Source organism: Paenibacillus sp. HWE-109, from assembly GCF_022163125.1.
In the GTDB taxonomy this organism is placed as follows: Bacteria; Bacillota; Bacilli; order Paenibacillales; family NBRC-103111; genus Paenibacillus_E.
On record NZ_CP091881.1, the window covers coordinates 8,095,051 to 8,108,236 of the forward strand.

At 43.8% G+C, this 13,186-nt stretch carries 13 protein-coding genes; 12 read left to right on the forward strand and 1 reads right to left on the reverse strand.

Annotation, left to right across the window (positions count from 1 at the left end):
* Window positions 1-9 precede the first annotated feature (9 nt).
* The 6 genes from LOZ80_RS34930 to LOZ80_RS34955 all read left to right on the forward strand — a co-directional run bounded on the left by LOZ80_RS34930 (window position 10) and on the right by LOZ80_RS34955 (window position 5,635).
* Window positions 10-687 (forward strand): DUF1266 domain-containing protein, encoded by a 678-nt coding sequence (locus LOZ80_RS34930; RefSeq protein ID WP_238168823.1) that lies wholly within the window; start codon window positions 10-12, stop codon window positions 685-687.
* 214 nt (window positions 688-901) lie between these two features.
* On the forward strand, window positions 902-1,252 hold the full coding sequence (locus tag LOZ80_RS34935; RefSeq protein ID WP_238168824.1) for a DUF805 domain-containing protein: 351 nt from the start codon (window positions 902-904) through the stop codon (window positions 1,250-1,252).
* A gap of 149 nt (window positions 1,253-1,401) precedes the next feature.
* Window positions 1,402-1,917: an RNA polymerase sigma factor gene (locus tag LOZ80_RS34940; protein WP_238168825.1), complete on the forward strand. Its 516-nt coding sequence runs from the start codon at window positions 1,402-1,404 to the stop codon at window positions 1,915-1,917.
* Complete coding sequence (locus tag LOZ80_RS34945; RefSeq protein ID WP_238168826.1) at window positions 1,898-2,929, forward strand: hypothetical protein; 1,032 nt, start codon at window positions 1,898-1,900, stop codon at window positions 2,927-2,929. Before LOZ80_RS34940 ends, LOZ80_RS34945 begins: the two co-directional genes overlap by 20 nt.
* Window positions 2,930-2,974: 45 nt before the next feature.
* A complete protein-coding gene (locus tag LOZ80_RS34950) occupies window positions 2,975-3,157 on the forward strand; it encodes a hypothetical protein (protein ID WP_238168827.1) in 183 nt (60 codons plus the stop codon).
* A gap of 390 nt (window positions 3,158-3,547) precedes the next feature.
* A complete protein-coding gene (locus LOZ80_RS34955; RefSeq protein ID WP_238168828.1) occupies window positions 3,548-5,635 on the forward strand; it encodes a TerD family protein in 2,088 nt (695 codons plus the stop codon).
* 783 nt (window positions 5,636-6,418) lie between these two features.
* Here the strand turns inward: LOZ80_RS34955 and LOZ80_RS34960 are convergent.
* Window positions 6,419-7,108: a YHYH domain-containing protein gene (locus LOZ80_RS34960; RefSeq protein WP_238168829.1), complete on the reverse strand. Its 690-nt coding sequence runs from the start codon at window positions 7,106-7,108 to the stop codon at window positions 6,419-6,421.
* A 306-nt stretch (window positions 7,109-7,414) separates the two neighbouring features.
* On the opposite strand from LOZ80_RS34960, the gene LOZ80_RS34965 reads away from it, so the two are divergent.
* The 6 genes from LOZ80_RS34965 (at window position 7,415) to LOZ80_RS34990 (ending at window position 13,178) form a co-directional block, all read left to right on the forward strand.
* Window positions 7,415-8,563, forward strand: a complete 1,149-nt coding sequence (locus tag LOZ80_RS34965; RefSeq protein ID WP_238168830.1) for a DUF4163 domain-containing protein — start codon at window positions 7,415-7,417, stop codon at window positions 8,561-8,563.
* A gap of 138 nt (window positions 8,564-8,701) precedes the next feature.
* On the forward strand, window positions 8,702-9,670 hold the full coding sequence (locus LOZ80_RS34970; protein WP_238168831.1) for an aldo/keto reductase: 969 nt from the start codon (window positions 8,702-8,704) through the stop codon (window positions 9,668-9,670).
* A gap of 131 nt (window positions 9,671-9,801) precedes the next feature.
* Window positions 9,802-10,233, forward strand: a complete 432-nt coding sequence (locus LOZ80_RS34975) for a hypothetical protein (protein WP_238168832.1) — start codon at window positions 9,802-9,804, stop codon at window positions 10,231-10,233.
* Between the two features lie 2 nt (window positions 10,234-10,235).
* Window positions 10,236-10,514, forward strand: coding sequence for a YxcD family protein (locus tag LOZ80_RS34980; protein WP_238168833.1), 279 nt, complete (start codon window positions 10,236-10,238; stop codon window positions 10,512-10,514).
* A gap of 329 nt (window positions 10,515-10,843) precedes the next feature.
* Window positions 10,844-11,533 carry a carboxymuconolactone decarboxylase family protein gene (locus tag LOZ80_RS34985; RefSeq protein WP_238168834.1) on the forward strand — a complete coding sequence of 230 codons (690 nt, stop codon included), beginning with the start codon at window positions 10,844-10,846 and terminating at the stop codon, window positions 11,531-11,533.
* A 238-nt stretch (window positions 11,534-11,771) separates the two neighbouring features.
* Window positions 11,772-13,178 carry an MFS transporter gene (locus LOZ80_RS34990; RefSeq protein ID WP_238168835.1) on the forward strand — a complete coding sequence of 469 codons (1,407 nt, stop codon included), beginning with the start codon at window positions 11,772-11,774 and terminating at the stop codon, window positions 13,176-13,178.
* Window positions 13,179-13,186: the final 8 nt, after the last annotated feature.

Below are 13,186 nucleotides of genomic sequence, written 5' to 3' on the forward strand. Positions count from 1 at the left end.
GCTACATCCATGACGATATGGCAAAACCGCAAGGCAAAGGACAGGCAACTGTATATGCGGGCACTGACGGCGGTCTGCCTGAAAGGCCGTTTGGCGTATTATTTTACAATGTACAAGTATGGATTCTTGAGGGACTCTATTCTGGCTAAAAAGCGGTTGACCAACCGATTGAGCGAAGAGTGGCAGATTCATAACGCGCAAGGTTTGAAATCCAAGCTGGGATGGCTGCTTCAAGAAGGAAACAGGCAGTCGTATCTTGACATCCGTCACCGCTTGTCGGCCCTCTCAGAGACAGACCGGATGGACTATGTCCAATCCTTGCCCAAAAAGCAAAAAGAGACGATCAGGATTTCTATTGTCAATTACTACTGCAGGAAGCTGCCCGAAGATGGCATCGCGGCTTATGATTATGCCCAGTATTTGTATTTGTGCCGTGTGGGGATCACGCTTAGGTACTTGACCAAACAAGAAGGCCTTAATCGTATGCAGCATGTAGCGCAGCTTATCCAGCAATCCTATTCCGGATGGGAAGAGTATGTTGCGGCTTATGTGGCCGGAAGCCAGTTCGATGCGGCGGAAACCTCCCCGACTTATGTGCAAACGAATCAGGCTTTAATCAAAAAGTGGTTTGCAGCGAAGAACAGTCCATTTCGCCAACTGGAGTGGCAGATGGATCTTGGTAAGTAGATGACAAATAATGCTCTCCTTCCTGCAACGGAAGGGAGAGTTTTTCTTCTTTCGAGACCCTGTTTAGCATACCGTAATACAGAAAAATGTCGAATTTTACACAATCTTTATCGAGAATTATGTAAAACTTTATCCTTTTTTGCTCAAAATGTTGTAAGATAAAGTCGACAGCAATTATTTCATAGGTTTTTATGACGATTAAGGGGGATTTCAAATGGGATGGTATTTAAAGGTATTAAAAGATTATGTAGGGTTTTCAGGCAGAGCACGACGCAAGGAATACTGGATGTTTCTGCTCTTCAATGCGATCGCTAGTACAATTCTAGTCATCTTGGATACAATAATTGGACTGAACTCCGTTTTACCTTTGCTGTATTCTTTGGCAGTTCTTTTGCCGTCGCTTGCTGTTTCTTTTCGGAGACTGCATGATACGGGGAGGAGCGCTTGGTGGGTTTTAATTAGTTTAATCCCATTTATCGGCTCTATTATTCTTATCGTATTCAACTGCCAAGACAGTGAGTCTAATACGAACAAGTATGGTCCTAATCCGAAGCAATTCGCTTAAGGAAACCTGTAAAAGCAAAAGAGTGACCTCGAATGGTTCGAGGTCGCTTTTTTTTTTGCGAGAGTAAGCTTGGATGAGTTCATAAACAGAAATCAGGGTAATGGGATATTTTCGAGTCATCGATCGTGTTGTATTTAGGAGGCGAATAAATGGAAAACAATTCTTTATTGCGTACGGATAAAGAGTTGGCTGAACTCTATCAACGGCATGTCGATCAAGTTTACAGGCTGTGCTATATCTATTTGAAAAATCCCGTTGATGCAGAAGACGCTGTTCAATCTGTATTTTTAAAACTGATCAAATCTCAAATGGTCTTCAATGACCACGAACATGAAAAAGCGTGGTTGATAGTAACCACCAGAAATCACTGTAAAGACGTTCTTAAAAATTGGTGGACAACCCGTCGTGTGGCTCTAAATGCTTTACCGGAAGTTTCTTCTTGGAATGGTCATGAGCCATCGGGAAAGGTGCTTGCAAGACTGCTTTCACTTCCGGAAAAGTACAAAACAGTTTTATATCTTTACTATTTCGAGGAGTACTCGGTAAAAGAATTATCAGAGATGTTAGGACACAAAGAAAGCACGATCCAAACACAACTATCCAGAGGCCGCAAACGCCTTAAAATTGATTTGGGAGTGAACTATCTTGAGCAACAAAAATATTAATCGGCTGTTCGAAGCCCTTACGCCCACAACCGAACAAAAAGAAAAAATGTTTCAGAACATTCTAGCGCAAAGTCAGAACGAAAATACAAGGCGCAGAGGATTTACACCCGTGAAACGCGCAAGATCTGTAGTATTGGCAGCTGTGCTGATGGTTTGCTTAACGACAACAGCTTTTGCTGCGGCATATACGGGATTAGATAAAACATTTTTAAAATTTCTTAACCCAGTAAATAATGAGCAGGCAGAATATTTATCAAATGGCGCTTATGTGGTTGACAAACAAGTGGCAAACGAGAATGGCTCGCTTACCATTAAGCAAGTTATCGGCGACAGCAATCTGACCTATATCATAATGAACTTTACTGCGCCAGAAGGCACTGTTTTAAATGCAGCGCGATACCGTTTTGAGGATAACATGATTACGACGGATCAGGACTATCAGAGTATAGGATTTAAGGTGCTCGACGATGGAAATCCTATTGACAATAAAATTAGCTTGGTCATGAATATTATGACCAAAAATTCAATAGCGGGCCAAACAGTTCATTTCAAATTCAAAGATTTACAAGCAGCGGATCCGCTTCCAGGGATTTATAAAACGGTCATTCCAGGTTTTTGGGAAACGGCTTTTAAGCTGGATTTCAAGGAGTACTCTAACCTTTATCAGATAGATCAAAACATTGCCATGTTTGGTTATGGGGCAGTATTAGAAACGATCTCCGTCTCGCCAATTTCGATTTCTTTAAAGATTCAAAGTAGATCATTGAATGAAATTAACGAAGCCGCCGGTAGATTAAAGGAAATGGGTCAAAATGAATATTCGGATAATTACCCTATCACGATAAACTATAAAGATGGTACCTCAGAAACAACTAGCATTTTTACTGGATTGCATGTGCTAGATTATCTAAATGACCAAATGCTTACGATCAAAACTTTTGAAAATGTTATAAATGATAAGGAAATCGCATCTATCGTATTTTTTGAGAAAGAAATTCCCATTAAAAACTGAATCTCCCTTAAAATTGATTTTCAGACGGCAAGTGCAATTAAATTAATGCTTCAAAAACTAAATATAAATAATGCCCGAGTACTTATTGATCTTGATAAGCAAACAGTTGAAGCCCAAGATGATGATTATTCCGTAGATGATCTTCTTGAGGCAGCTGGGATGTTATCTCCTGAAAGAGGCAAAGAACTGCTCGACGAAGTGAAAAGATCTCGTGAGGAAGATCTGTAGAAGTAACTTCCGAAAATGCCAAGTTAGCCGGAACTATTCGTAGGGATTGCGCATGAGGAACTTACAATTCCTATCATAAAAATCTAGGCTCAATTTCCTTTAACCTCCCCCGAATTAAGCGGCGGTGGTTTTTTGTTTTGCCAGTTGCTTGTTCGCAATTTATATCATCGCCATACTTCCACCATGTTCACCCCCTCCAAAATATGGGATGATGACGTTACTTCAGGCTATTGCCGTCCTTCCTTCTCCAAACCCTGATCTTAGGGCGGCAGCTTTCCAGAAGTGACAACGAATCAGGCTATTGCCTCTCTTCCTTCTCAAATCATTGGCGACCTAGAGAGGCAAGTTCCCTGATTGAATCATAATCTTAAGAGGAGGCGTTATGCCGCAATGAGAAATACCATTTATCTAAGAAGAAATAGGAAGATCATGGTGCATCCTGGTCATAACCGTCTTCCTCTGACATACATCGCAACAGCAATGAAAAATGTAGAGTACTTAGGATTTACCTTTTCGAAAAGGCTGATAGACGTTCTTCAAACGTTGTCGGTTGATGAGTTTCTAGACATGTATCATCCATTGGTGGAGGATTTGAAGTCGCTCGTAGGGGCGAATGCCGTGTTCCGGCCTATGTATCCCAATTTTCCGCAACAAGTGATGATGGCAAGTGATGCAGAGCTTTATTTGCAAGCGATCCATCATTATTTAACGCTGAAATTGCCCGAGCATGCTGCGCTGGAGAGACTGCCCTTATTGGATCAGGTTGATTTGACCATGATTGATTTAGGGAGTTCGGAAGATTTTGATCAGGTTATTCGGAATCTGATTGGAGCGAACGGTTCGATATCCGAGGCGGATAAGGAAGATGTGGAGTGGGTTATTGCCACTTATGAGGATTTGAGTACGGTGCTGCCGGACGAGATCCCTTTAAAAGAAAATGTGGGATTCGTCGTAGCCGCGCTTCTTAAATATGAGAAGGCCGACATTAAGCTCATCGGAAAATACCTGAAAACGGCAACGGATATCCTGCGATTAGCCGCTGCATTGTCGGATGGGGACGTAAGCCTTGCAACGAATACGCAGTTCCGGAAGTTCAGACGCCCAGAGAGGCGCTTGCTTTTGGAGTTGTTAGAGGCATGCGGGAACAAGGTTGAGGATATGCTGCGCTACAAAAATCGCTGGATCCGTCTCGGAGAAATCCTGCATCCTGCTGAATACAAGCATAAGTATGAGGGCTGTAAGGAAGCTTTCGACATCCTGCGCAATAATAAGCCCTATGCAACGTTTGGCGGCAAAGTTGAGCATGCGCTCCGCCAGATGGATGCAGGTTTGGCAGCCGATCTATTGAAGAATCGCGCTGGCGAGTTCGCCAGACGACTGGATCATTTGCTTAGGATCAGCGAGTCTGCCCTCCCAATGGTGGCAAAGTTCGCTGCAGTTGCCGCGGATGTGTCAACGCCGGTGCTGCTGCAAGTGATGGCTCATTTTCAGCATCGGAATGAAAGGCAGGATCTGCGGACATTTTTCCCAAAAGGAAATGTAGGTAAAGCCGTAGCGATCCAGAACACGCTGCCCGAGATTGAAGCCGAAACGTGTGAGGCGATTGTGCAAATATGTCAAAGCACGTTAATGAAGCGGTTCTCCGAGCTTCCCTCACTTGGAGACGTTTATGTGGATGAGAGGTTGAGGCGGTATGTGATGCCGTTTGCTCAAAGGTCGGCGAGTAAGGCACTGCGTACCCTCGTTCGCGGCAGTCGGCTGGAGATGCCGGAAGGGGACACGATCCGCTTTTTCTTATGGTGGAAGGAAGGGACTGTTAACGGCAAGCATACAGGAAGAGTGGATATTGACCTCTCGGCTGTGATGTATGATGAGAAATGGCAGTATGTGGAGCATATCTCCTACACGAATCTGCGCTCCGATCAATATAAGGCTGCTCACAGCGGGGATATTACTTCAGCTCCTCATGGCGCTTGTGAGTTCATCGATATGGATATTCCTTCTATTGTGAAATATGGTGGACGCTACATTGTCGCATCGCTGAACTCGTTCACGGAACAGCCTTACTGTGAGCTGCCGGAGTGTTACGCGGGTTGGATGATGAGGAAGTATCCGAGTTCGGGGGAGATTTTTGAACCTTCGACGGTGCTGGATCGCATCGATCTAGCCGCAGATACGAGGATTGCGATACCAGTTATTCTGGATTTGGTGGAGCGGGAGATCATTTGGTGCGACTTGGCCCTGAAGAAGCATCCTTACTACTGCAACAATGTCGAGGAGAATCAAAAAGGGATGGTCCTGATGGGGAAGGCCATGACTACTTTGAAGAAGCCTACCTTGCATGATTTATTCATGCTGCATGCTATGGCTAGGGGGCAAGTCGTGGAGCGCGCCGAGTGTGCGCAGACGGTGTTTTCTGTGAATGAAGGGATTACACCTTTTGATATTAGCCGGATTATGGCGGAGTTTATTGCTTGAAGTGGAACGAAAGAGGCTGCCTCCTGTGGTTGAAACCTAGGGAGTGGCCTTTTTGGTCTTTTTGGCGGAGGTGGGCAATTTGGTGGGGGTGGGGGGAATTCTGAGCAAATAAGGTGTATTGAGATCGTAAGGGTGGGCGCTCAAGGTCGATTGGCCCTGTTGTGGCCGCTCATGATGCAGCTGAGCATCTATGGCAGAGAAAGAGCAAGTAATTGGCATTTCGCGGGTGGGTTAAGGTTGAAATTCAGCGTTACGAGAGCGTCTAGGGCTCAAATGGGATTTGTAACGCTGAAAAACAGCCTTATAGATAGAGAAAGTGATGCGTGAACGGCATTTCAGGTCGGTTAAGGTTGAAATTCAGCGTTACAGAGGCGACTGAGGCTAAAGTGGTAACTGTAAGGCTGAAAAACAACCTTACGTGCAGAGCTGAGCAACGCCGAGCCGGCTCACAATTAATCTGTCACTCTAACGAACCGAATGATGCTTATAGGTGAGAAAATGGCTTCTTTGGCGATCTAACGAACTGAATGATGCTTATAGGTGAGAAAATGGCTACTTTGGCGATCTAACGAACTGAATTGGCGTTATGAGGTACCGTAATGGCAGTTAGGTGAGCTTTTGATTCGAATAACACATCTATGCTTCGTTAGATTTTCTAGTTGGACCATTTTGAGCAAATAAAGGTTATTGAGTTCGTAAAGAAGCCTGCCTCAAGGTCGATTGGCCACTAGAGTCAGCCTCTTTCCTTTTACCGATTGTGACAGGCTCTTCCTCTGCAAGTTATTATTTTGAAATATAAAAAGCATTATTCTCAAGCTTAATGGTCAAACCTAATTCATCCACGGCGTAGTGCCAGGTCATTGGGAAATAAGTAACATCATTTAATACCAATAAAGGGTACTCTTCGGCATTATTATCAATCCAGACATCGTTTACATAGATATTGAAATCGGGTTTGCTGGCATACAAGTTTGCGCTTGTGGAGCCGCTGTCTAATTCGAGCTTACCAGCTTTGTTTGCAGTTTTACGAATTACAAATCCTACGTCCGCATCCCATACTGTTTCCAGAGCAAGCGCCTGTGTAAATTTATAAGTCATAGGGAAATAAGTAATATCCTTATACGAAATGATAGGGTATTTCAAGGATGAATTAGGAACGGAAGTCCCATTTACATAGATACTGTAGGTCGGCTTACTAACTTTGACTTGTCCGCTAGGGACAGTTTCGACGGGTTCTGCTGGTTTATTATTTGAAGTTGATCCCCCGGATGAAGAACCGCCACCGCTGCTGCCCGATGAAGATCCACCGTTGTGATAATGATATCCCGTACACAAGCCCTTAGCCTTAGAGGCTGCCGAACAATTATGACCTCCATTGGCATCTGTTCTGCCTGAATGGGCATAAACGGATTGTGATACAGATAAGGTAATCATGAATGATAATAATGTTAGTCCAATTTTTTTGAGCTTCATTTCCCTTGTCATCCCCTAAAAATAGTAGTATTTTCCTAGATGATCTTATCAGAGATTGCTAGGATGATCAAATATAGGTATAAAGATTTAAGCATCCCTTTATTTACCACATATATAAAATCTGTTATCCTAGTGTATTGCGGCTAATATATACCGAGATGCGAACTCAAAAGTACGTTTAATTGAGTTCAATCTTGGCTCAAAACGAATATACTTACGATGCTCCCACAGTATTTTGTTAAGAGTTTGTGGCATCCGATCGACGATAGATTACAGTCTGGGTGAATAGGCAGGAGATTCTCACTTATGTTTAAAAAAATTAGTTTTCTTACGCTGTTAATATTATTTTGTTTCTTACAATCCTCTTGCAGTACAAGGATCAGTTCAGAAAAAAATAGTGGGAACAGTGCTAACCTTCCTTCAGAAACTCTGAACGGTACGACTAAACCCATAAATCCGGAACCTCAACAGGAGTCTCCAATGCCCAAAAATGAGGTGCCTATTATTCTGGAGAACTCAGCAGGAGGGGTCAAACAAGCATACTTAGAAATAAAGAAAGAAAGCTATATTGATACAAAAGCAAACGTTGAAATAAAATTCCCTCAAATTACAAATATAAAGGATACCAGTAAACAACAAGTAATTAACTCTTTAATAAGAGAAGAAGCGATGCAGCTTTTAAAGCAGTATAAAAATGGGGAAGTAGAGTTATCTTCATTAAATATTGATTATAGTATCAAACTAAATAGGGAAAAAATGATTAGCATTCAATATACGGGAATTGCCAATTTCAAAAATGCTGCTCATCCTTATAATGTGTTTTTTGTTACTAATATTAATGTCAATAAAGGGACTGTTATTAAGTTATTCGATATTATACATGTAGATAAAAAGTTTATGGAGTTTTTCCAAACAGGTACATTTCAATCGGTAAGTCCAATTTATCAAGAGGGATATTTGGAGAAATATTCGATAACTGAATTGCTGGAAACATTTAAAAATGCCAATTTTTATTTCACAGATGAGGCTTTAGGAATTAGCTTAGGTGTGCCATATGCAATGGGAGATCATGCCGAGTTCGAAATTAAATATAAGAATATCAAGAGCAGTATGAAGTCGGTAAATGAGATATGGAATGGAATTTCCGACTCTGTTTCATCAGGATCTTCGAATGATGCAAAAGTACCATTGGTCTATACAAATAAAAAATTAGGGTTTCAAATAAGTATCTGGGGTTCTGAAAAAGAGTGGAATGAATGGTGGGATCATGGAGGGAAAGATCAACCAGTTCCATTCAAAAAACTTGCAGTTGTTAATGGGAACGTTCTCGTTAAAGAGAACCCGACCGAAGCCATTTATCAGGGGGATATTGATGCTCAAGTGGACTCCAAAGAATACGATAAAATGTTGTTGGATGTTCGGAGCATTATAAGTACCTTTAAAGAACTGAAATAGTATTGGTCGTTTTCGATCGTATTTCCCTGCTACTTACGCCAAAGTTACTAACTGACAACTTTTTCAGTTCTTATGCAGATTTTGCTTTCCCTGTATAATAGCAGTTGAAAGCAAAGTTGATCGATGGAGGCTGAGCAAATGAACTATAGAACTCTTGGGAAAACAGGGTTGCAGATATCGGAAATCGGGTACGGCGCATGGGGAATCGGCAAAACGGCATGGATAGGGGCATCTGATGACGAGTCGATCGAGGCGCTGAATCGTTCCATTGAGCTGGGGCTGAATTTTATTGATACTGCGTTGGGTTATGGAAATGGGCACAGTGAAAAACTTGTCGGGCAAGTGGTTAGGGCTCACGATAAGCCGATCTATGTTGCGACGAAGATCCCTCCCATCAACAGACAATGGCCAGCTGGGGACGGGGTGCCGGTGGCTGAGGCGTTCACGGCGGAACATGTCATTGCCAGTACAGAGCAAAGCCTGCGCAACTTGGGCTTGGATACGATCGATGTCCAGCAGTTTCATGTCTGGTCGGACGAGTGGGTGGGTCAAGGAGATTGGCTCGAAGGGATTCGCAAGCTCAAAGAGCAAGGGAAGATCCGCCACTTTGGCATATCGATTAACGATCATCAACCGAACAACGGCATTAAGCTGATTGAATCGGGGCTTGTGGATACGGTGCAGGTCATTTACAACATTTTCGAACAAAGTCCGGAAGATCAATTGCTCCCTGCCTGCGCGGCGCATAATGTTGGCGTTATTGTCCGAGTCTCGCTGGATGAAGGCGGCTTGACGGGCCGGATTACGCCTGACACGACATTCAGTGAAGGTGACTTCCGCAATAACTATTTCCAAGGCGACCGCAAGCAGCAGGTGTATGATCGCGTTCAGCAGATCGCTGCTGATCTGGATATCGCTGTTGAGCAAATGCCAGAAATCGCTCTGCGATATGTGCTTAGCCATCCGGCTGTTTCAACGGTCATTCCAGGTATGCGCTCCGTTCGGAATGTGGAGAACAATATGCGGGTTGGTGACGGACAAGGATTGACCCAGGAGCAGCTTGCGAATTTGAAGCCGCATCGCTGGATTCGGAATTTCTATAGATAAAAAAAGGCGGCTAATCCTTCGGCGGATTGGCCGCTTTTGTTCATACTGAAACCAAATCTAGGCTCAGACGTATAGAATAAGACGAAAGTGATCAAACTTTCATATTAACTTTACCTGGAGGTCATGACACAATGTTTAAGAAATTAGTAATGCTGATTATGGCAAGTATGCTGGTGTTCTCTTTTACGATACCTACACTGGTTGAAGCGAAGTCATCTTATAAAGCGCCGCGCAAGAGCTATACACCGACTGAGCAACAAAAGGCGCCTGCTAATAACGTTTCAAAAAATGAGCCAAGCAGCTCGACAACCAAAACACCTGGTGCTGCAACAACAACCAAGAAACCTGGCTTCTTCAGCGGCGGTTTGATGAAAGGGTTGCTCATCGGCGGGATGGCAGGTTTGTTGTTTGGCGGCCTATTCGGCGGCATGGGCATCCTGGGTAATATACTCGGATTATTGGTGAACGTACTTGCCGTTGTTGTCTTGATCGTTGTTGTTATGAAGGTGATCTCATTCTTCAGAAACAGGAAGAAGACTAATCAAGATAACCCGAGGTACTAAGGATGCGTTTAACGGAACAAGACATCGTGAATGCCGTCTGTTTGAATATGGCGGAACGCAAAGGGCTCAAGCCTACAGAGGTTGACGTAGAGCTGATGTGGGACGAGGATTTAGGCTTTTCCGCGGAAGTATTCGCGGGAGGCCGCTCCCAAATTCTGACGGAAGGCAATCTGTTTGAAGCCATTGGGCAATATTTGTTCAATCACCATCAGATGAGAGTTTTTCGGGATCAGATTCAATTTATTTTGGAAGAAGAGATTATTGCAGAGATAGCGGTATGATGCGAAGGTGGCCAATCCTCTAGGGGATGGTCGCTTATTTTTTGTGGTAAACATTGACAAAAAAAGAATGATTGACTATTATATGTTTAGATATCTAACTAAAATGAGGAGGTGTTGAATATGAAATCGTGTCCAATTAACCCTCGCAGTACCTTGTTAAAGCCTAAGTTTTTTGGCTGTTTGATTTGTTATACCGCTGGTTGGATCATGTATTGGAGCAAGAAGTGGAAGCGGATTTAAATATATAAAGTTAGATATTAAATTATTTACAGATACCATTAAGTTAGATATAATAACAAATGAAAACTAATAAATGGAGGAATGTGTAAATGGAACATAAAAATTCCAATTCTTTGTATGAGCGCAGCAATTTGAAGAGAGTACCGGAACTGCAACAGATTGTACCACAAGGAGCTAACTCATTTTTCCAATTCATGGGGGAAGCCTTTGCGGGGAACGCAATCTCGTCCAGAACGAAGGAATTAATAGCCGTAGCCATTACACATGTCACAGGCTGTCCTTACTGCATCGACGTTCACACAGGGAAGTTCAAGAAACAAGAAGGTTCCGTGGAAGAGATCGTGGAAGCTATTCTGGTCGCAGGAGCAGTGAATGCTGAAACTGTCTTGTTTCATAGTGTGAATGCCTGGAATACGATGCATGACCTCGTAGTCAATGAGCTTTACGAAACGACGAATGCAGATAAACTGCCTCTTGTTAAACAAACGCGTCCAGAGACGTTCGCTGCCTTCGATCAATTCCAATCGAACGCGATGAAGGACGGTGCCATCGATGCCAAAACCAAGCAATTGATTGCCGTGGTTGTTTCTCACGTCAACGGATGCGCGTATAGTATCGACAGCCATACGAAGAAGTTCAAAGCATTGGGTGGAACTAAGGAGGAGCTTATGGAAGGGGTGCTCGTCGGCGGTGTAGCGAATGCTGGATACGTCCTGACGCATGGCATCAATGCCCTTAATGCTTACGATTATCAACCGAATGCTGTTGCCCAGAATTAATGCGACGGTAAAAAGGAGATAGGAAGGGAGGAACTACATTGTCTACGACAACGATGATTGTTGTTGGATGTTTGGTTGTGTGCTGTTGCGCGTTTGTCATTGTGAGAATGATGCGCAAGAGATCGAAATAAGCCACAGCCAGGATCTCACGCTAGAAACGTTCAACCATCTGTGGTTGAGTCAGAAGTATGCAACGGTGGTTGGACGTCTTTTATGACCAATGGAAGGTGAGTTGCGTATGCAGTCCGAGATTAAGGCTTCTGCCTCCACGGCATCAGGAATGAGTCAAGTCTTCATCATCTCGCTGGGTTTGTTCGTTATTTTCCTGGACAGTACGGTTGTAAATATTGCCCTGCCCAGCATGATCGACCAGTTGGCCATTAAGCTCAGAACGGCTGCTTGGATCATTAACGCCTATACGATGACAGTCGCTATCCTCTTAATCTTCATGGGGAAATTGGCTGACCTCTACGGGAAAAAACGGCTGTATGCCTGGGGGCTCGTTATGTTCATGCTAAGCTCCTTGCTCTGTGCCCTGGCACCTAATGCTGCTTGGCTCCTTACGGCTAGAGTGTTACAAGGCATTAGCGGAGCGATGGCCATACCGGCGAGTATGAGTCTGGTTCGCTCTGTGGTTCCCAAAGAAAAAGTAGGAGCAGCGATGGGGATATGGAGTGCTGTAGGTGCTCTAGCGATTGCCGTAGGCCCCAGCTTAGGCGGCGGCATTACGGAAGTATTCGGTTGGCGGTGGGTGTTCTATCTCAACATTCCTGTTATACTTTGCGCGCTATTCTTGTTAAAGAGTGGATTTACGTCTTATCAAGATCACGTACAACCAGGCAAGCTGGATTGGCTCAGTATTATCATACTCAGTATGGGATTATTTCTCTTAATTAACGGTTTCCTTCAGGTAACGGAGACAGGTTGGTTGAACAGGGACACATGGTGGCAATTTATCTTGTCCGTGTTGCTGCTTGGCGGATTCATTTGGGCACAGGGAATCAGAGCTGAACCCTTATTGGAACTTGCCATTTTCAGCAATCGCCAATATCTCGCAGGCATTCTTACGAATCTGCTAGGCGGTATTTTATTAATGGGAACTATGATTATTTCTCCGCTTTTTTTAACACGCATGATGCAATTCAGCACACTTAAAGCATCTCTAATGATTACTCCTCTATCTGTCAGTCTACTTCTCATTGCACCTTTCATTGGCAAAATGATCGATAAACGCGGCAGTCTCATCCCACTCCTTCTCGGCTACACAATTACGATTAGCAGTTTTAGTTTGCTCGGAACACTTGATTTGGAATCATCTATAGCGCTATTTATGATTTACATGGCATTCGCAGGAATGGGGATAGGCATGCTCGCGGTCGCCAGTCTGACGTTAAGCACTTATTCCATCCCTGAAGACCAATTATCCATCGCTTCCGGCACGTTCGCTATGTTTCGCAACCTGGGTGGAGCCGTTGGGGTCGCGATCTTCATCTCCATCTCCATGGGGAGCACTTCTGCTCCTGTCGGGACACAGATAACCTACGCCGTTGCAGGATTTCAGAATGCTTATTTAAGCGGGGCTGTTCTCGCGGCCGTTTTCATGTGTTCCTTGCTCCTGCTCCGCCGGAAGAACGATAGGAAGTGAACCCAAAT